The organism is Pseudomonas sp. 14P_5.3_Bac1, from assembly GCF_025466135.1.
Lineage (GTDB): Bacteria > Pseudomonadota > Gammaproteobacteria > Pseudomonadales > Pseudomonadaceae > Aquipseudomonas.
The window spans coordinates 176,714-196,163 of sequence record NZ_JANLOF010000082.1 but is presented as its reverse complement, the minus strand read 5'-3'; the positions used below and the strand labels follow the sequence as shown (position 1 = coordinate 196,163).

General features: G+C 59.5%; 19 protein-coding genes. 4 read left to right on the top strand and 15 right to left on the bottom strand.

Annotated features, from left to right (window positions below; translation table 11 throughout):
• Positions 1 to 103: 103 nt before the first annotated feature.
• Positions 104 to 1,549: an aldehyde dehydrogenase family protein gene (locus NTD89_RS24545; protein WP_262210142.1), complete on the bottom strand. Its 1,446-nt coding sequence runs from the start codon at positions 1,547 to 1,549 to the stop codon at positions 104 to 106.
• 54 nt (positions 1,550 to 1,603) lie between these two features.
• A complete protein-coding gene (gene kdgD / locus NTD89_RS24540) occupies positions 1,604 to 2,515 on the bottom strand; it encodes a 5-dehydro-4-deoxyglucarate dehydratase (protein ID WP_064450699.1) in 912 nt (303 codons plus the stop codon).
• A gap of 233 nt (positions 2,516 to 2,748) precedes the next feature.
• On the opposite strand from kdgD, the gene NTD89_RS24535 reads away from it, so the two are divergent.
• The gene (locus NTD89_RS24535) at positions 2,749 to 3,906 is read left to right on the top strand and encodes a phospholipase (RefSeq protein ID WP_262210140.1); all 1,158 of its coding nucleotides are present in this window, start codon (positions 2,749 to 2,751) and stop codon (positions 3,904 to 3,906) included.
• Between the two features lie 163 nt (positions 3,907 to 4,069).
• On the opposite strand, the gene NTD89_RS24530 is transcribed toward NTD89_RS24535, so the two are convergent.
• From NTD89_RS24530 to rplM, 8 genes are all read right to left on the bottom strand, one after another.
• Positions 4,070 to 4,819, bottom strand: coding sequence for a FadR/GntR family transcriptional regulator (locus NTD89_RS24530; RefSeq protein WP_106578653.1), 750 nt, complete (start codon positions 4,817 to 4,819; stop codon positions 4,070 to 4,072).
• 158 nt (positions 4,820 to 4,977) lie between these two features.
• Positions 4,978 to 5,397 carry a ClpXP protease specificity-enhancing factor gene (locus NTD89_RS24525; protein WP_159954235.1) on the bottom strand — a complete coding sequence of 140 codons (420 nt, stop codon included), beginning with the start codon at positions 5,395 to 5,397 and terminating at the stop codon, positions 4,978 to 4,980.
• 17 nt (positions 5,398 to 5,414) lie between these two features.
• Positions 5,415 to 6,032 carry a glutathione S-transferase N-terminal domain-containing protein gene (locus NTD89_RS24520; protein WP_106578651.1) on the bottom strand — a complete coding sequence of 206 codons (618 nt, stop codon included), beginning with the start codon at positions 6,030 to 6,032 and terminating at the stop codon, positions 5,415 to 5,417.
• 149 nt (positions 6,033 to 6,181) lie between these two features.
• A complete protein-coding gene (locus NTD89_RS24515) occupies positions 6,182 to 6,961 on the bottom strand; it encodes a cytochrome c1 (protein ID WP_145165217.1) in 780 nt (259 codons plus the stop codon).
• The gene (locus tag NTD89_RS24510) at positions 6,961 to 8,172 is read right to left on the bottom strand and encodes a cytochrome b (RefSeq protein WP_145165219.1); all 1,212 of its coding nucleotides are present in this window, start codon (positions 8,170 to 8,172) and stop codon (positions 6,961 to 6,963) included. Before NTD89_RS24510 ends, NTD89_RS24515 begins: the two co-directional genes overlap by 1 nt.
• Positions 8,172 to 8,768: a ubiquinol-cytochrome c reductase iron-sulfur subunit gene (gene petA, locus NTD89_RS24505; protein WP_262210135.1), complete on the bottom strand. Its 597-nt coding sequence runs from the start codon at positions 8,766 to 8,768 to the stop codon at positions 8,172 to 8,174. Before petA ends, NTD89_RS24510 begins: the two co-directional genes overlap by 1 nt.
• Positions 8,769 to 9,033: 265 nt before the next feature.
• Positions 9,034 to 9,426: a 30S ribosomal protein S9 gene (gene rpsI, locus NTD89_RS24500; protein ID WP_003171743.1), complete on the bottom strand. Its 393-nt coding sequence runs from the start codon at positions 9,424 to 9,426 to the stop codon at positions 9,034 to 9,036.
• A gap of 14 nt (positions 9,427 to 9,440) precedes the next feature.
• Positions 9,441 to 9,869, bottom strand: a complete 429-nt coding sequence (gene rplM, locus NTD89_RS24495; protein ID WP_003171742.1) for a 50S ribosomal protein L13 — start codon at positions 9,867 to 9,869, stop codon at positions 9,441 to 9,443.
• A 248-nt stretch (positions 9,870 to 10,117) separates the two neighbouring features.
• On the opposite strand from rplM, the gene NTD89_RS24490 reads away from it, so the two are divergent.
• Positions 10,118 to 11,158, top strand: a complete 1,041-nt coding sequence (locus tag NTD89_RS24490; RefSeq protein WP_242194720.1) for an NADP(H)-dependent aldo-keto reductase — start codon at positions 10,118 to 10,120, stop codon at positions 11,156 to 11,158.
• A gap of 112 nt (positions 11,159 to 11,270) precedes the next feature.
• On the opposite strand, the gene NTD89_RS24485 is transcribed toward NTD89_RS24490, so the two are convergent.
• Positions 11,271 to 12,407, bottom strand: a complete 1,137-nt coding sequence (locus tag NTD89_RS24485; protein ID WP_262210133.1) for an acyl-CoA dehydrogenase family protein — start codon at positions 12,405 to 12,407, stop codon at positions 11,271 to 11,273.
• Positions 12,408 to 12,627: 220 nt separating this feature from the next.
• Here NTD89_RS24485 and NTD89_RS24480 point away from each other — a divergent pair, with 220 nt between their 5' ends.
• Positions 12,628 to 13,548: a GlxA family transcriptional regulator gene (locus tag NTD89_RS24480; RefSeq protein WP_262210149.1), complete on the top strand. Its 921-nt coding sequence runs from the start codon at positions 12,628 to 12,630 to the stop codon at positions 13,546 to 13,548.
• A 129-nt stretch (positions 13,549 to 13,677) separates the two neighbouring features.
• On the opposite strand, the gene zapE is transcribed toward NTD89_RS24480, so the two are convergent.
• The 3 genes from zapE to NTD89_RS24465 form a co-directional block, all read right to left on the bottom strand.
• Positions 13,678 to 14,772: a cell division protein ZapE gene (gene zapE / locus NTD89_RS24475; RefSeq protein ID WP_145165227.1), complete on the bottom strand. Its 1,095-nt coding sequence runs from the start codon at positions 14,770 to 14,772 to the stop codon at positions 13,678 to 13,680.
• A gap of 79 nt (positions 14,773 to 14,851) precedes the next feature.
• Positions 14,852 to 16,207 carry a tryptophan--tRNA ligase gene (locus NTD89_RS24470; protein ID WP_262210131.1) on the bottom strand — a complete coding sequence of 452 codons (1,356 nt, stop codon included), beginning with the start codon at positions 16,205 to 16,207 and terminating at the stop codon, positions 14,852 to 14,854.
• Between the two features lie 24 nt (positions 16,208 to 16,231).
• Entirely contained in the window at positions 16,232 to 16,861 is a 630-nt protein-coding gene (locus NTD89_RS24465; protein WP_262210129.1) for an alpha/beta hydrolase, read from the bottom strand.
• A 147-nt stretch (positions 16,862 to 17,008) separates the two neighbouring features.
• Between NTD89_RS24465 and NTD89_RS24460 the strand changes: the two genes are divergently transcribed.
• Positions 17,009 to 17,446 carry a YhcB family protein gene (locus NTD89_RS24460; protein ID WP_145165233.1) on the top strand — a complete coding sequence of 146 codons (438 nt, stop codon included), beginning with the start codon at positions 17,009 to 17,011 and terminating at the stop codon, positions 17,444 to 17,446.
• Positions 17,447 to 17,639: 193 nt separating this feature from the next.
• Here NTD89_RS24460 and NTD89_RS24455 read toward each other — a convergent pair whose 3' ends face one another.
• Positions 17,640 to 19,364, bottom strand: coding sequence for an ABC transporter ATP-binding protein/permease (locus NTD89_RS24455; RefSeq protein ID WP_262210127.1), 1,725 nt, complete (start codon positions 19,362 to 19,364; stop codon positions 17,640 to 17,642).
• Between the last annotated feature and the right edge of the window lie 86 nt (positions 19,365 to 19,450).

Genomic DNA, 19,450 nt, shown 5'->3' with positions numbered 1-19,450 from the left:
GCCGCCCCCCCCGCCCCCCCCCCCCCCCACCCCCCCCCGCCCCCCCCCCCCCCCCCCCCCCCCCCCCGCACCCACACAAGCCGGTTCCCACGGGTGTTACGTGTTACGACCCGATGTAGCTGGTCTTCACCACGGTGTAGAACTCTTGCGCGTAGCGACCTTGCTCGCGCGAACCATACGAGGAGCCCTTACGGCCACCGAACGGCACGTGGTAATCCACACCGGCAGTCGGCAGGTTGACCATCACCATCCCGGCCTGGGAGTGGCGCTTGAAGTGGTTGGCGTACTTGAGCGAGGTGGTGGCAATGCCCGCCGACAGGCCGAACTCGGTGTCGTTGGCCATGGCCAGCGCCGCTTCGTAATCCGCTACGCGCACCACGTTGGCCACGGGGCCGAAGATCTCTTCACGGCTGATGCGCATGGCGGCTTCGCTGTCGGCAAACAGCGTCGGCGCCAGGTAGTAGCCTTCGGTGTCGCAGGTCACCAGGCCGCCACCGCTGACCAGCCGCGCACCTTCGCTTTGGCCGATGTCGATGTACTTCATGTCCTGGTCCAGCTGGGCCTGGGAAACCACCGGGCCGATGTCGGTGCCGCTTTTCAGCGCGTGGCCGACTTTGATCGACTTCATGCGCTCAGCCATGGCCGCAACGAACTGGTCGTGGATACCGGCGGTGACGATCAAGCGGCTGGAGGCGGTGCAACGCTGGCCGGTGGAGTAGAACGCGCTCTGTACCGACAGCTCGACGGCCTGCTTGAGGTCGGCGTCGTCGAGGATGATCTGCGGGTTCTTGCCGCCCATTTCCAACTGCACTTTGGCCTGGCGCGACACGCAGCTGACGGCGATCTGACGGCCCACGCCGACCGAACCGGTAAAGCTGATGCCGTCGACTTTCGGGCTGTTGACCAATACGTCGCCAACCACACGGCCGCTGCCCATCACCAGGTTGAACACACCGGCGGGGAAGCCGGCGCGGGAGATGATCTCGCCCAGGGCCCAGGCGCAGCCCGGCACCAGTTCGGCCGGTTTGATCACCACGCAGTTGCCGTAGGCCAGGGCCGGGGCGATTTTCCAGGCGGGGATCGCAATCGGGAAGTTCCACGGGGTGATCAAGCCGACCACACCCAGGGCTTCGCGGGTGACTTCCACATTGACGCCCGGGCGCACGGACGGCACGTAGTCACCGGACAAGCGCAGGCATTCACCGGCGAAGAACTTGAAAATGTTACCGGCGCGGGTCACTTCGCCGATGGCTTCGGGCAGGGTCTTGCCCTCTTCACGGGCCAGCAGGGTGCCGAGTTCTTCACGACGGGCGAGGATTTCACTGCCGACTTTGTCCAGCGCATCGTGGCGAGCCTGGATGCCGGAGGTCGACCAGGCCGGGAAGGCGGCGCGGGCGGCATCGATGGCGGCGTTAACTTGAGCTACGTCAGCCTTGGCATATTCGCCGATGACATCGGACAACTCCGACGGATTGATGTTGTTGCAGTAATCGGCACCGGCCACCCACTCGCCGTTGATGTAGTTCTCAAAACGTTTGGCTTGGGACACAAATCTTCTCCTGACGCAAAAGGCCGCTGATCTCTCAGCGGCCTTGTTGATAAGTTACTGCGGACCTTGCTTGTCGATCAGCGCGGCCAGGGCTTCGTATTCTTCCGGCAGCAGGTCGGTCAGCGGCGTGCGCACAGGGCCTGCGTCATAGCCGGCGATTTTTGCCCCGGCCTTGACGATGCTCACGGCATAACCCGCCTTACGGTTGCGGATGTCGAGGTAAGGCAGGAAGAAGTTGTCGATGATCTTGCCGACGGTGGCGTGATCGTCCTTGGCAATCGCGTGGTAGAAGTCCATCGCGGTTTTCGGGATGAAGTTGAACACCGCCGAGGAGTACACCGGCACGCCCAGGGCCTTGTAGGCAGCGGCGTAAACCTCTGCAGTCGGCAGGCCGCCGAGGTAGCTGAAACGGTCACCCAGGCGACGGCGGATCGACACCATCAACTCGATGTCACCCAGGCCGTCCTTGTAGCCGATCAGGTTCGGGCAGCGCTCGGCCAAGCGTTCCAGCAGAGGCGCAGTCAGGCGGCACACGTTGCGGTTGTAGACCACCACGCCGATTTTGACCGACTTGCACACCGCTTCCACGTGGGCGGCGACGCCGTCCTGGCTGGCTTCGGTCAGGTAGTGCGGCAGCAACAGCAAGCCTTTGGCACCGAGGCGTTCAGCCTCTTGGGCGTACTCGATGGCCTGACGGGTCGACCCACCCACACCGGCGAGAATCGGCACGCTGGTGGCGCAGGTATCAACAGCGGTCTTCACCACTTGGGAATATTCGCTGGCAGCCAGGGAGAAAAACTCACCAGTGCCACCGGCGGCGAACAAGGCGGTGGCGCCGTAGGGGGCGAGCCATTCCAGACGCTTGATGTAGCCGGCCTGGTGGAAGTCACCCTGCGCGTTGAAATCGGTCACGGGGAAAGACAGCAGACCGTGGGAGAGGATGGACTTCAGTTCTTGTGGATTCATTATTCGAACACCCTGGGTGAAGACTTTCTGTCGAAAGGTTGTTGTTGGTTTGTTGATGTCGTACGTCATCGTACAACTATAAAAAGATTCGTCAACTGCAATTCATCGGGCTTCATCCGGCCCTGCGTTTGAACGCACTTTCTTGACGTAGGAAATTAATCCTCTATGCTCCGATTAACTGTATATACATACAGTTATCACGGAAGATTCCTACGACATAGCAAGGAGCTAACATGTCAGGTCTTGAACTCGCAGCCCCCGAGAAAAACCCACCTACCCTGCGCTTCGAAGGCGGTGAGCACACCGCCATCGGCGATGACACGCTGTTGCGTTTCGTCAAAGACGCCCCGGCGATTCCCGCCCACCAGGTCGAGCTGCACCTGCCCAACGGGCTGGCACTCACCTATGGCCAGGTGATCGCGCTGGGGGGCGACTTCTATGGCATTCCTGGCCAGCCGATCAGCGACGGCGCGTCCGCCGCCGATCGCGTGCAGCGCTTTACTGCAGCGTTCAATTCGCTGGCGGTGCTGCCAGCCTCGCGGGAAGAGGCCGGGAAAATCCTCGCGGTGATGCAAAAGGAGATCAACGCCGTGAACCAGGCGATCAAGGACGGCAAACAACCGCACGAAGCCTATGACGCACTGGGTGATACGTTGTCCGAGGAATGGAACCGCATCACCGGCGGCGGCAGTGCCGTTTCGGCATTGATTCCGCTGGGGCGCTACCTGAAATTGGCCGCAGATAACGCTGACCACTTCGGCGAATGGGCGCTATCCGCGTATCTGGCTGGCCATACGGCGGCACTGCAACAGGCGGTCGCGGCCCATCAAACCGGCACCGATCAGGCACTGGAATTGGCCTACGCCATGAACAGCTTTGCTGATCACTTTTTGACCGACCTGTTTTCCGCCGGCCACCTGCGCGTGCCGCGCAAGCAATTGGCGGCGGTGGTGACGCCTGGCGAACTGGGCTCGCTGATCAGCCGCTTCATGCACGATGAGGACAGCAAGTTCGGGCTCAAGGTGCGCAACGCCAAGGGTGATCAATGGCATGCCTATGGGGATAAACGCTACTTCGATGCCATCGACGCGGACAATCGGGCGATGGTCAAACGGGCGGTACAGGCCTCGGCCGATGAGGTCTTCGAGACCTTTATCAGCGGCGTGGCGCCCTTCCCGGCCAACTTCAAGGCGCCGCTGTATGTGCCGGATTTGAACGCAGCGCAGAACCCGGCGAATAACTTTTCGCCGCTGTTCAAGATGGAAGGCGACAAGGTGCTGCGCCGCAAGGACGTGAATGACCTGAACGACAAACACTGGACCAATGATTGGTGGGGTTGGAGTACGTATCTGCTGCTCAAGGACTACAAGCCCAATCAGCCGGCTAATTAAGTGGACGCAAAACTCCAGGCCAAGGAGATCAAAATGTGGGAGCGGGCTTGCTCGCGAAGGCGTTTTTTCAGTTGATGCATGTGCAGACTGACACACCGCATTCGCGGGCAAGCCCGCTCCCACACTTGGATCGATTTACTCCCGACACCACTCGGTTGCCCGGTTAACCGCGCTGCGCTTCTGCCTCTTCGTGGGCATGGCGCAGTCGCTCTCGGCTGTTGGTCAAATGCAAGCGCATGGCGGCGCGTGCAGCGTCCGAATCCTGGCGGGCAATTGCCTCATAAATCTCTTCGTGCTCGCGGCTCAGGCGGCCCATGTAGTGCTGCTGATCGTCATGGGCCAGGCGCGCTGAATTCAGGCGCGTACGCGGAATGATGCTGGTGCCCAGGTGGGTCATGATGTCGGTGAAGTAGCGGTTGCCGGTGGACAGCGCAATTTCCAGGTGGAACGCGAAGTCTGACGCCACTGCATCGCCGGCGTGGGCCGCGCTTTCATTCAGGGCATCGAGCGCCGCACGCATGGCGGCCAGTTGCTCGTCGCTGCGACGTAACGCGGCAAGGCCGGCGGACTCCACTTCCAGGCTGATCCGCAGCTCCAGAATCGCCAGCACATCGCGCAGCGTAACCACCGTGGCCGGGTCAATCCGGAAACCGCTCGGGCTTGGCGTATCCAACACAAAGGTGCCGATACCGTGACGGGTTTCGACCTGCCCCGCCGCCTGCAAACGCGAGATGGCTTCACGCACGACCGTGCGGCTGACGCCATGGGCTTCCATGATGGCCGACTCGGTGGGCAACTTATCGCCACGTTTGAGTTGACCGTCGCGGATCTGCTCAGACAACACCGTGACCAATTCCTGGGCAAGGCTGCGGCGCTTGCGGGGAAGACGAGGGGCGGTGTTGGCGTTTTCCATGATGAACCATCTTTCTCGGCGAACTTGAGCCCGCATCATAGCCCATGGCGGTTGTACGATCACCGTTGTGTCGCGACTTTCATCTACATCCTTCGCGCAAAAAAATGCCCCGACGCATATCGAGGCATTTTTCAGGCTCACCCGAGGATGAAAGCCGCTTACTTCACCACTTTCAGGCTCGGCCGGCCGCTTGGACGCGGTGGCTCGGAGTCCGGTGGTGGTACATCATCACCGTCTTCGCCTTCAATCGATTCGTCGTCCTCGAAAGGCGACTCCAGATCGAACACCATGCCTTGGCCATTCTCGCGGGCATAGATCCCGAGAATCGCGCCAATCGGCACGAACAGCGTATGGGGCACGCCGCCGAAACGCCCTTCGAAGCTGACAGCCTCGTTGTCCATGTGCAGGTGGCGCACGGCACTGGGTGATACGTTCAGCACAATCTGCCCGTCACTGGCAAAGCCTTGAGGCACGTCAACCTTGGGAAATTCGGAGTTGACCAGCATGTGCGGGGTGCAATCGTTGTCCACAATCCACTCATAGAGCGCGCGGACCAAATAGGGTCGACTGGAGTTCATCAGCGGCTCCTTAAGCCTTAGCGCATATCGCGTTCGACACCAGACAGACTCGCCTGGAAAGCCTCACGCGCAAACTGGCGCTCCATGTAATCAAGCAACGGCTTGGCCGGCCGTGGCAGTTCAATGCCCAGGATCGGCAAGCGCCAGAGTATGGGTAATAGGCAGCAATCCACCAAGCTTTGTTCCTCGCTGAGGAAAAAAGGTTTGTCGGCGAACAGCGGCGAAACACCGGTCAGGCTCTCACGCAATTCCTTGCGCGCCTGCACCCGAACGGCTTCTTTACTGCGTGAATCCAGAATCACATCCACCAGCCCGCACCAGTCACGCTGGATCCGATGGATCAGCAGGCGGCTGTTGGCACGCGCCACCGGGTACACCGGCAACAAAGGCGGATGCGGGTAACGCTCATCCAGGTATTCCATCACCACGGTTGACTCCCACAACGCCAGGTCACGATCGACCAGGGTGGGCAAGCTGCCGTAAGGGTTCACTTCGATCAGTTTCGGCGGATGACGTCCCACCTCCACACTGATGATCTCGGCGCTGACACCCTTCTCTGCGAGCACGATGCGTACTCGGTGGGAATAGTGGTCGGCGGGGTCGGAGTAACAGGCCAACCGATTGGTCACGCCCATGGCGGTCCTCCTCGCTTGTTGAAATTATCGAAAGCTCAAAAACGAGCGCGCCCAGAGAGCATCTCTGCAGTGCCTGGTTCAACCAGACCGCTACGTGTTCAGAGATGCCGCTGGGCGCGCAAGATTAACAGCAATTGCTTACGGTTGGATCAATGCACATCCTTCCAGTATTCGCGTTTGAGCAGATAGGCGAATACGAAGAAGAAGGCCAGGTACAGCAATACATAGGTACCGATGCGCTGATGTTGCAGTTTGACCGGGTTGGCCGAGTAGGCCAGGAAGGTCACCAGATTCTTGACCTTCTCGTCGAACTGCTCTTCGTTCAGCGTACCGGTCTTGGGCACTATGGTCAGTTGATCACACGCTTCATGCGTCAGAGGCGTGCCGGTCAACGGATCATATTGCTTCTTGCCGTCTTCGACGACCTGAACCTGCTTGCATCCTACCACTTGGCGACCCTGCAGGCCGACCAGAACGTTAGGCATACCGACGTTCGGGAAGACTTTGTTGTTCACACCCCAAGGGCGCGCCGGGTCTTCGTAGAAGGATTTAAGGTAGCCATACAGCCAGTCGGTACCCCGCACGCGCGCCACCAGGGTCAGGTCAGGCGGTGCAGCACCGAACCAGGCTTTGGCGTCGGCAGGCTGCATGCCGATGTTCATGTGGTCGCCAATCTTGGCGCCAGTGAACACCAGTTTCTCCAGCATCAGCTCATGAGGGATACCGAGGTCATCGGCAACCCGCTCATAGCGCTGGAACTTGGCGCTGTGGCAGCCCATGCAGTAGTTGGCGAAGGTACGCGCGCCATCTTGCATTGCAGCTTTGTCAGAGACGTCGATATCGACTTTTTCCAGTTCCGGGCCCTGCTCGGCCGCGAAGGACAGTAGCGGCAGTGCCGCAAGCATCAAAGCAACGAATAACTTTTTCATCAGCCAGTCACCCTTTCCGGAACCGGTTTGGTCTTCTCGAGCCGGGTGTAGAACGGCATCAGAATGAAGTAGGCGAAGTACAGGAAGGTGCAGACCTGCGACAGCAACGTCAGCGCTGGCTTCGGTGCCTGGACGCCGGTCCAGCCCAGCAGCATGAACGCGATGCAGAACACGACAAGCCAGATTCGGCTCAACCATCCCTTGTAGCGCATCGATTTGACCGGGCTGCGGTCAAGCCACGGCAGGACAAACAACAGCGCAATCGAGGCGCCCATGGCAACAACGCCCATGAGCTTGTCTGGAATCGCCCGCAAGATCGCGTAGAACGGCGTGAAGTACCAGACCGGTGCAATGTGCTCAGGCGTTTTGAAGGCGTTGGCCTGTTCGAAGTTAGGCTTCTCGAGGAAATACCCGCCCATCTCCGGGAAAAAGAACACGATCGAGCAGAAGATGAACAAGAACACCACCACGCCGACAATGTCTTTCACGGTGTAGTACGGGTGGAACGGAATGCCGTCCAGCGGGATGCCGTTTTCGTCTTTGTGCTTCTTGATGTCGACGCCATCGGGGTTGTTCGAACCCACTTCGTGCAGCGCCAGGATGTGCAGCACCACCAGGCCGAGAATCACGATCGGCAGGGCCACAACGTGCAAGGCGAAGAAGCGGTTCAAGGTGATGCCGGAAATCAGGTAGTCACCACGGATCCACTGGGTCAGGTCGTTGCCGATGACCGGGATCGCGCCGAACAGCGAGATGATCACCTGAGCGCCCCAGTACGACATCTGCCCCCACGGCAGCAGGTAACCCATGAAGGCCTCTGCCATCAGCGCCAGATAGATCAGCATGCCAAACACCCACACCAGCTCGCGGGGTTTTTGGTATGAGCCGTAGAGCAAGCCACGGAACATGTGCATGTAGACCACGATGAAGAACGCCGAGGCGCCGGTGGAGTGAAGCAAACGCAGGATCGAGCCGTACTCGACGTCGCGCATGATCCCTTCAACGGACGCAAAGGCCTCTTCAGCCGAAGGTGTGTAGCTCATCGTCAGCCAGACGCCGGTGACGAGTTGGTTGACCAGCACCAACAGCGCCAGGGAGCCGAAGAAGTAGAAGAAGTTGAAGTTTTTTGGTGCGTAATATTTGCTGAGATGGTCTTCCCACATTTTGGTAGCGGGGAAGCGCGCATCCACCCAATCCATGAACTTGCTCATCAGGCTTTCTCCCCCTCGTCGACGCCAATGACAATGACACTGTCAGTCTCGTAGTGATGTGGCGGAACTGGCAGGTTCAGTGGTGCGGGTTGTGACTTGTAGACGCGGCCGGCCAGGTCGTAATGAGAGCCATGGCAAGGGCAGAAGTAACCACCCACCCAGTCTTTGCCCAGGTCGGCAGGAGCAACTTCAGGGCGGAAGGTAGGCGAGCAGCCGAGGTGGGTGCAGATACCGATCAGCAGCAGAATCTCTGGCTTGATCGAACGGATTTCCTTATCGACGTAGGCGGGTTGGTCGGAATTCTTCGAGTCGGGATCAGACAGCTGACCTTCGATTTTTTTCAGATTCCCCAGGATTTCCTCAGTACGACGAACGATGAAGACCGGCTGACCGCGCCACTCAGCAATCATCTGCTGGCCTGCGTCGATCTTGCTGACATTCACCTTCACCGGTGCACCTGCGGCTTTCGCCTTGGCACTGGGAAACCATGACCCCACGAACGGGACCGCAGCCCCCACCGCTCCTGCAGCACCCACCACGGATGTGGCTGCTACCAAGAAGCGACGCCGGCCTGCATTCACGCCGTCATTGCTCATTCAGTCCTCTCCCATCAGCTTTTTGGCCTGTTAAATCAGGCGTCTACTAAGTGTTGAATCTTTACTTATAAAAATTTTGCCGAATGGTAATGAAAAGCCCCACGTATGACAAGGGAATTGCCCGGGGCTCCCTCTCCAGGCCTTGTAGTATAGGGGGTCTACGGATGTGGCAAGTTGTCACGGCGAAATTTGTGCATAAATCGCAGGCAATAAAAAACGCCCAGCTCCGTGAGGAGTTGGGCGTTTTTGTGGAACGTAAAGCGAATTAACGCTTCGAGTACTGCGGACGCTTACGCGCTTTACGCAGACCGACTTTCTTACGTTCAACTTCACGAGCATCGCGAGTTACGAAGCCAGCTTTGCGCAGTGCGCCACGCAGGGTTTCGTCGTACTGCATCAGAGCGCGAGTGATACCGTGGCGGATTGCGCCAGCTTGACCACTTACACCGCCACCGATAACGGTGACGTAGATGTCGAACTTTTCAACAGTCTCGGTCAGTTCCAGCGGCTGACGAACTACCATGCGGGCAGTTTCGCGACCGAAGAAGTTGTCCAGAGTGCGGTTGTTGATCGAGATGTTACCAGTGCCCGGACGCAGGAAAACGCGTGCGGTTGCGGTTTTGCGACGGCCAGTGCCGTAATTTTGAGTCGCCGACATAATGAACTATTCCGTTAAAACTTCAGTTCTTGGGGCTGCTGAGCAGCATGAGGGTGTACAGCGCCCGCATAGACTTTCAGCTTGCGAAACATATCGCGACCCAGTGGGCCCTTCGGCAGCATGCCTTTGACCGCGATTTCGATCGGGGCTTCAGGCTTCTTGGAAATCAGGCCTTCAAAGTTCGAAGACTTGATACCGCCTGGGAAACCGGAGTGACGGTAGTACATTTTGTCTTGCGCTTTGTTGCCGGTAACACGTACCTGCTCAGCGTTGATGATCACGATGTAGTCACCGGTGTCAACGTGAGGGGTGTACTCAGGCTTGTGCTTGCCACGCAGACGGCTGGCGACTTCAGTGGCCAGACGACCCAGGGTCTGACCAGCGGCGTCGACGACAAACCAGTCGCGCTGAACTGTTTCCGGTTTTGCAGTAAAAGTTGTCATTCTTTAATAGCCTCAGGGGCCGCCCTGTAAATTAGACGGCGGATCTTACTGAATAGTGCGTACTTTGACAAGTCAAAGGCAGCCGGATACAGACGCTATCGGGGGCTCGGGTCGGCGCGTCCGTTCAACGGCAAGATTCTTCGGCAGGCGGCGCATCACTTCCACTGCAGAAAGAGGTGGGCAATTATGCAGATTGCGAAAAAAAATTCAACCTGCTTTTATGATTGTTTTCCCTGAAGGAGTACCCGATGGATTATCGACAGCTGGGCCGAACCGATCTGAACGTAAGCGCGATAGCCTTGGGCACCATGACCTGGGGTGAGCAGAACAGCGAGGCAGAGGCCTTCGCGCAGATCGAACGGGCCAAGGCCGCGGGGATCAACTTCCTCGACACGGCGGAAATGTACCCGGTGCCGCCCAAGGCCGACACCTATGCCACCACCGAGCGTTACATCGGTAATTACTTCAAAAGCCGCGGCGACCGTGCCGACTGGATCCTCGCCAGCAAGATCGCCGGCCCCGGCAACACCATCGACTACATCCGCGACGGCCACCTGCGCCACAACCGCAAGCACATTGTCGAAGCACTGGATGCCAGCCTCAAGCGCCTGCAAACCGACTGGATCGACCTCTACCAGCTGCACTGGCCGGAACGCAGCACCAACTTCTTCGGCCAACTGAGCTACAAGCACAAGGACGAAGACGACCTCACCCCGCTGGAAGAAACCCTCGAAGCGCTGGACGAGCAGGTAAAAGCCGGCAAGATCCGCCACATCGGCCTGTCCAACGAAACCCCGTGGGGCACCATGAAATTCCTCGCCCTGGCCGAAGCCCGTGGCTGGCCCCGCGCGGTGTCGATCCAGAACCCCTACAACCTGCTCAACCGCAGCTTTGAGGTGGGCCTGGCGGAAGTGGCGATTCGTGAACAGTGCGGCCTGCTGGCGTATTCGCCCCTGGCGTTCGGCATGCTCAGCGGCAAGTACGAGAACGGCGCACGCCCGGCCAAGGCACGCCTGACCGAATACAGCCGTTTCAGCCGCTACTTCAACCCGCAGTCCGAAGCCGCGTGCAGCCGCTATGTGGCGCTGGCGCGTGAACACGGCCTGGACCCGGCGCAGATGGCCCTGGCGTTCGTGACGCAACAGCCGTTTGTGACCAGCAACATTATTGGCGCGACATCTTTGGAGCAACTGGATAGCAACATCGCCAGCGCTGACCTGAAACTGTCGAAAGAAGTGTTGGAAGGGATTGAGGCGATTCAGAAGGATCATCCGAATCCAGCGCCTTGATTGATCTTTAGGTAGCTATCGCAGGCAAGCCAGCTCCCACATTTGACTGTATTCACACATCAAAATGTGGGAGGGGGCTTGCCCCCGATGAGGCCCTGAGCACCACCGAAGATCAAAGCGCTCGCGCAATAATCTCTTTCATGATTTCGTTGGTCCCCGCATAAATCCGCTGCACCCGCGCATCCGCCCAGGCCCGCGCGATCGGGTATTCCCACATAAAGCCGTAACCGCCGTGCAGCTGCACACACTCGTCGAGCACCTTGCATTGCAGGTCCGTGGCCCAGTACTTGGCCATCGCTGCAGTAGGCACGTCGAGCTTGCCTTCCAGGTGCAACGCCATGCACTGGTCGACAAACACGCGACCGATCTGAATCTCCGTGGCCATCTCCGCCAGCTTGAACCGGGTGTTCTGGAAATCGGCAATCGCCTTGCCGAACGCCCTGCGCTCGCGGGTGTATTCCAAGGTCCACTGCAGCGCCGCCTCCGCCGATGAGAGCGCAGCAATCGCCACGGTCAAACGCTCCTGCGGCAACTCCTGCATCAAATAGGCGAAGCCCATGCCCGCCTGCCCCAGCAGGTTGCCCTTGGGCACACGCACGTCCTGGAAAAACAGCTCCGAGGTGTCCTGGGCCTTCATGCCCACCTTCTCCAGGCGCTTGCCCTTGTCGAAGCCCGGCGTGTCGGCTTCCACCAGAAACAGGCTGGTGCCCTTGGCGCCGGCCTTGGGATCGGTCTTGGCCACGACGATCACCAGCTCGGCGAGAAAGCCATTGGTGATGAAGGTCTTTGAGCCGTTGATCACGTACTCATCGCCATCCAGCACCGCGGTGGTCTTCACGCCCTGCAAGTCGGAACCCGCCCCTGGCTCGGTCATGGCGATGGCCGTCACCATTTCACCGGAAATCAATTTGGGCAGGTACTTCTGCTTCAGCACCTCGCTGCCGTAATGCAGGATGTACGGCGCGACGATGTCCGAATGCAGCGAGAAACCGATGCCCGTCAAACCCAGGCGGCTGACCTCTTCGATCACCACCGCGCTGTAGAGAAAGTCGGCGCCCAGGCCGCCATACTCTTCCGGCAAGTGGGAGCAAAGCATCCCCGCCTCCCCCGCCTTGCTCCACAACGCACGGTCGATATAGCCCTGTTTCTCCCATTGCCCATGGAACGGCGCAGCGTGTTTTTCAAGGAAGGTGCGCACGCTCTCGCGAAAGAGTTCGTGCTCCGAGCTGAACAAGGTTCTGGGGATCATGGGTCACCTGCGTGGATTGTCGGACAAAGGCCAGACCACAGAGCCTATGCCGCGAAGCCGTCACGGGACACTGGACACATGCGACAAAAAATAAGACGATCCAGCCGTCTGGTGACCACTTTCCCCTATAAGAATAAATGAAATTATGTCTAACCAAATCTCCACGCCCTTGCGGCGCGTCAGCATCTTGGCCATTGATCGGGTATTCGCTTCCACCCTCATGCAAGCCAAGGATTTCTTCCATCTCGCCAGCCTGCGTTATGGCAAACAACAAGGCCTGGGCCTGATCCCGGCGTTTGAAACGCGCCTGGTCAGCCCCGACGGGCAATCGGTGCGCAGCTTCAGTGATGTGATCATGCCGGTGGACGGCGGCCTGGAAGACGCCGACATCATCGTGCTACCGGCCTTCTGGGACGACTTCGACGCGTTATGCACACGCTACCCGCAAGTGCTGCCCTGGCTGCGCCAGCAACACGCTCGCGGCGCTGTACTCTGCGGTGAGGCAACCGGGGTATTCTGGCTGGCCGAGGCCGGGTTGCTCGATGGCAAGGAGGCGACCACCTACTGGCGTTTCTTCAATGCCTTCAGCGAACGCTTCCCCAAGGTGCAGCTCAACCAGGACAAGCACCTGACCGACGCCGACAACCTGTATTGCGCCGGCGGCACCACCTCGGCGTGCGACCTTTATATCTACCTGATCGAACGCTTCTGCGGCGCCAACATCGCCCAGGCCGTGGCCCGCGACATCCTCTACGAAGTGCAACGCAGCTACGCACCGGGGCGCATTGGTTTTGGTGGGCAGAAGCTGCACCAGGACGTGATCATCCTGCAGATCCAGCACTGGCTCGAAGAGCACTTTGCCGACAAGTTCCGCTTCGAAGACGTCGCCCGCGAACACGGCATGAGCATCCGCAACTTCATGCGCCGTTTCCAGACCGCCACCGGCGACAAGCCGCTGCACTACCTGCAACGCCTGCGCATCGAGACCGCCAAAGGCTTGCTCTCGGGCAGCCGCAAAAGCATCAAGACCATCAGCTATGAGGTGGGTTACGACGATGCGAGCTTCTTTGCACGGCTGTTCCGCCAGCACACCGAGCTGTCGCCGAACCAATACCGGCAGCAGTTCCAGCAAGCCGCTTAAGCAGGGTCAAACACCGTAAAAAATGTGGGAGGGGGCTTGCCCCCGATAGCAGTCGGTCAGTCAGTACACCTGGCCCTGACACACCGCTATCGGGGGCAAGCCCCCTCCCACCATTTATGCGTGTCGCTGTTAGGGTTTGTGCCCGCGCGACAGGAACTCGTGGGACTGCATTTCCAGCAAGCGGCTCAGCGTGCGCTGGAATTCGAAGTTCAAGCGACCGCCGGTGTAGAGGTCCTTGAGTTCGACTTCCGCCGAGATGATCAGCTTGACGTTGCGGTCGTAGAACTCGTCGACCATGTTGATAAACCGGCGCGCAATGTCGTCAGTGGTGACGCTCATCTGTTCCACGCCGCTCAGGATCACCGCGTGGAAGATCTTGCCCAGTTCGATGTAGTCGTTCTGGCTGCGCGGGCCATCGCACAGCTGGCGGAACTCGAACCAGGCCACGTCATCGCAGGTGCGCAGCGCGATGATTTCGCGGTTCTCGATCATCAGCTTGTCGTTTTCGACCGCCTTGGTGCATTCCGGCGTGAGCGCGCGGAAGCTTTTTTTCAGGCTGTCCAGCGCGGCCTCGTTCAGCGGGTAGTGGTAAAGCTCCGCTTGCTCAAGGTGACGCAGGCGATAGTCGACGCCGCTGTCGACGTTGACGATCTCGGTGTTCTGCTTGATCAGCGCGATGGCCGGCAGGAAGCGCGCGCGTTGCAGGCCGTCCTTGTACAAGCCATCGGGCACGATGTTCGAGGTCGCAACCAGGGTCACGCCGTTCTTGAACAGCTCTTCCATCAGGGTGCCGAGGATCATCGCATCGGTAATGTCGGAGACAAAGAATTCGTCGAAACAAATCACCCGCGCCTCATCGGAGAAACGCTTGGCGATGATGGTCAGCGGGTTTTTCTCGCCCGGCAGCGTCTTCATTTCTTCGTGCACGCGCTTCATGAAGCGGTGGAAGTGCGTACGCACCTTTTCCTTGAACGGCAGCGCTTCGAAGAAGGTGTCGACCAGGTAAGTCTTGCCGCGGCCCACGCCACCCCAGAAGTACAGGCCTTTGACCGGCGTATGGTCTTTCTTGCCAAACAGCTTGCTGAACATCCCTGGCTTGTTTTGCGAGGCCGCGACCAGGTCGTCGTACAGGCGCTGCAAATGACGCACCGCATTTTCCTGCGCGGCGTCATGGAAGAATTCAGGGCGCTTCAGATCAGCTTGATATCGTTCTAGGGGCGTCATAATTTCGTTAGCAAGGCAACAAAAACGGGCCGTCACTGTAACGACGGCCCTGGATAATGGCAATCAACCCTTGGTCGGGTTAATCCTCGGTTGGGGTCAACGCAACGCGCAGCGCGGCGATGGCTGCATCGCGCGACGTTTCGTCGGCGAACGCAGCACTGTCGGCAACCACCGCGCCATCGAGCCATACGCTGAAACTCAGGGCCTCAGTGCGTACATCCAGCGCGTCGCCGTTTTGCAGTTGCTTGGTCACCGCACCGGCCGCTTTGCCGTCGGCAAAATTGCGCGACAGCAGCAGTTGCTCGCCGTCGGCCGACAGCAGGCGGAAGCGGAAGCTGCCGTCGTCTTCGCGAAAGCTCACAAAGCGCGCGGCTTTGGCGGCTTTCTTCTTGGCTGCCACCGGCGCGGCGGCCTGATTGACGAACGAGCGCAAGCCAACCGCCTCACGCAGCTCGGCCAGGAACGGCGCCGCCACGGCGCGGGCTTTCTGGGCACCGATCAGCAACAGGTCTTCCATGTCCGAGGGGCGCGACATCAGTTGGTGATAACGCTCGCGCGCTTCACCCAGTTGGCCGTCGAGCAGTTGGAACAGACGGCTCTTTGCCTCGCCCCAGCCCAGGCCTTGCAGCAGCTCGGCACGGAACTCTTCTTCCTGGGCCTTGGTTGCAAACGCCTGGAACAGGGTGAACAGGTGCGAGTTGTCCGGGTCCTTGGCTTCGCCAGGCGCGCGCGAGTCGGTGACGATCCGCGAGATCGCCTCCTTCATGTCCTTGGCGCTGGTGAACAACGGGATGGTGTTGTCGTAGCTCTTGGACATCTTGCGGCCATCCAGGCCCGGCAAGGTGGCGACGCTTTCTTCGATCAACGCCTCAGGCATGGTGAAGAATTCTTTACCGTTGCCAAACAGGTGGTTGAAACGCTGGCCAATGTCGCGGGCCATTTCCACGTGCTGGATCTGGTCGCGGCCGACCGGCACCTTGTGCGCATTGAACATCAGGATGTCCGCCGCCATCAGCACCGGGTAGCTGTACAAGCCCATGGTGATGCCCGCGTCCGGGTCTTCGCCGGTTTCCAGGTTTTTATCCACCGAGGCCTTGTAGGCGTGGGCGCGGTTGAGCAAGCCCTTGGCGGCGACACAGGTCAGCAGCCAGGTCAGTTCAGGAATTTCGGGGATGTCGGACTGGCGATAGAACGTCACCCGGTTCACATCCAGGCCACCGGCCAGCCAGGTCGCGGCAATTTCCATACGCGAGCGCTGGATCCGCTGCGGGTCATCGCATTTGATCAGGGCGTGGTAGTCGGCCAGGAAGTAGAAGGAATCGGCATTCGCGTCCTGGCTGGCGAGGATCGCCGGGCGGATCGCGCCGGCGTAGTTGCCCAGGTGCGGCGTGCCGGTGGTGGTGATGCCGGTGAGAATACGGGTACGAGTCGTCATGGGTAATCGCTTATCAGACTGCTATCAATTCGAGAGGCGCGGCAGCACCAGATCCTTGAGATCGGTGAGCTTGCCATGAAAAAAGTGCCCGCATTCTGCCACTTTCAGCAGCTCATGGGTGCGTTTCAAGGCAGCGGACCAATCGTAGACGACCTGCGGGTCGACCACTTCGTCGGTTTCCGGCTGGATCAGAGTCAATGGGCAGCCTTGGGGCAGCACGTCGGTATCACGCAGGCGCATCACGGCGGCGGCGACCATGAACAGGTGCGCGAGCTTTTCACCCTTGGCTTCCAGACGGCCGCCGAGGCTGGCGGCCACGTAGCCACCGAAGGAAAACCCGAGCAGGGTGATCGGCAGGTCGGGGTGTTTTTCCCGCAGCCAGGTGGCGGCCGCTTCGGCATCATCCACTTCACCGGTGGCCATGTCGTGGGTACCGGCGCTGGCACCGACGCCACGGTAATTGAAACGCAAAGTAATCAAACCGGCATCGCGAGCGGTGCGTTGCAGGGTCGAGACAACTTTATTGAGCATGGTCCCGCCCTGCACCGGGTTAGGGTGGCAGATCAGCGCCAGGCCACGTGGCTCGGGGTGATCCAGGTACAGGGCTTCCAATTGGCCAACCGGGCCATCGATCAAAACGGGGGTTTCACGCATGAGCAAGGAATGAACTCCGTGACCTCACAAAGGGTCGACTCGTCTAGCTAAAAGTCTGTGCATGGCATCATTGCGAGCTTAATCGCGGTATACAGCGCAGGTCCGAGCCGTTAACGTAAAGCAAAGCCGTTTATAGAGGAAGGACTCGTGGAACACTCGCTCTTAGTTTGGTTGTTGCCGACTCTCGCCTTGGTTGCCGGTGTCGCCATTGGATTCCTGGTTGCCCGCCTGCTGCCAAATGCCGCGCCTAACCGCACGCAGCGTCAGCTGGATGACATTCAGGAACGTTTTGACAGTTATCAGAACGAGGTTGTTACCCACTTCAACAGCACCGCGACCCTGGTCAAGAAGCTCACCCAGAGCTACCAGGATGTACAGGATCACCTCGCCGATGGCGCTAACCGCCTGGCCCTCGACGACATCACCCGCCAGCGTCTGCTGGCCGCGCTGCATTCCGATGCACCGCACGCGCCACGGGAGCGCCTGACGCCTCCGCGGGAAAACCAGGAGCCACCACGGGACTACGCGCCAAAAACGCCGGACGCCCCAGGCATGCTGGATGAGCATTACGGCCTGAAGAAGTAAGTCTTCTGCAAGCAATAAAAAGCCCGGCTGATCGATGATCAGCCGGGCTTTTTATTGGGCTTCACTTTCCAGAACACTGGAGATCCACTGTGGGAGCGGGCTTGCCCGCGAACGCGGTGGGTCAGTCAGCACATCGCTAACTGACAGACCGTATTCGCGAGCAAGCCCGCTCCCACATTGACCGCGCTCGACCTTAAGCCGGTTGCTGCTCCTGCAACAACCCACCGTCAATCCGTACATGCCGCCCATGGAAGCGCTTGAGGCTGCTGCGATGGCCGACGCTGACGATGCTCAGTCCCGGCAACTCGTCAATCAATGCTTGATACAACGTGGCCTCGTCTTCCTCATCCATCGCCGAGGTGGCTTCATCCATGTACAGCCACTGCGGCGCGAACAACAACGCGCGAGCAAAAGCCAGGCGCTGCTGCTCACCCGGCGAGAGCATGCGTTGCCAGTGATTGGCTTCGTCCAGGCGCGCAACCAGATGCGGCAGGCGGCACGTTTCCAGGACCTGTGCATAACGTTCGGCCGAGTACGCGCTGTCGTCTTGTGGATAACTCAACACAGCCTTCAGCGTGCCAATGGGCAAGTAAGGCTTTTGCGGCAGAAACAGGTAACGCGCAGCCGGCAGACGAATGCTGCCGTGGCCTGCTGGCCAGAGGTGGCCCATTGCGCGCAGCAGCGTACTCTTGCCGCTGCCTGAGCGCCCACTGAGCATCACGCGCTGGCCCGGCTCTACGGTCATGTCGGCGTCGGTCAGCAAGTGACGACCGTCAGCCAAATCCATGCCCAGGTTTTTCACCACCAGGCGCTCGCCCTCGGGGTGCACATCGATGGCGGGCACACGCTGCTCGTTGTCACTCATGGCCTGATGGAAGCTGAGCAGACGATCACTGGTCGCGCGCCATGAAGCCAGCTCCGAATACGCGCTGATAAACCAGCTGAAGTTCTCTTGCACGTTGCCGAACGCCGAGTTGATTTGCATCAGCTCGCCCAGCTCGATCTTGCCGGTGAAGTAGCGTGGCGCGGCGACAATGAAGGGGAAGATGATCGCAATCTGGCTATAGCCAGCGGTGAAAAAGGTCAGGCGCTTGGACACTTTCATGATGTCCCAGAAGTTGTGCCAGACCTTGCCAAAGCGTGCGCTCAGGCGCTGGTTTTCATTCGGCTCGCCGTTGTACAAGGCGATGCTCTCGGCGTTCTCACGCACACGCACCATGGAGAAACGCAGGTCTGCTTCAAAGCGTTGTTGTTGGTTGCTCAGGCCGATCAAACGACGGCCGATCAGGTGGGTCAGCCAGCTACCGACGCCCGCGTAGACCAATGCGCACCAGAACATATAGCCGGGGACGGTGAAACCAAACACTTCGATACTGCCCGACACGCCCCACAGGATGATCGAGAACGACACCAGGCTCACCACGTTACGCAGCAGGCCCAGGCCAAGGCTCAAGGTGCTGGAGGTGAAGTTGTTGAGGTCTTCGGAAATCCGCTGGTCCGGGTTATCGGTGTAACCGCCCTGCTCCAGCTGGTAGTAATTCTTGTGGGCAAGCCAACGTGCAAAATGCTTTTCGGTGAGCCAGGCACGCCAGCGGATCGTCAGCATCTGGGTCAGGTAGAGGCGGTAGACCGCGCCGAGAATCGCTACGGCGGCGATCCCGCCGAAATAGCCGATCAGTTGCCAGAAGGCGGCGGTGTCCTTCTTCTCCAGCGCGTTGTAGAAGTCTTTATACCAGTGGTTGATCCACACGGAGATCGCCACGCTGAACAGCGACAGGCCAATCACTGCAGCCAGCAACAACCAGGCCTTGCCCTTCTCTTCGCTGCGCCAATAGGGCGTGATCATCGCCCAGGTTCGGCGAAAGAAGTGCCCACGCACCGCATCGTTGACCGCGGAGTACTCAGCGTTCTGATTCATCGTTCAGGCTCGGTAGGAAAAAGTGACAGGCGTTTGAACCGATCATAGACGATCGGTTCAGGGCTCCGTGCGGCCTGAAGCAGATT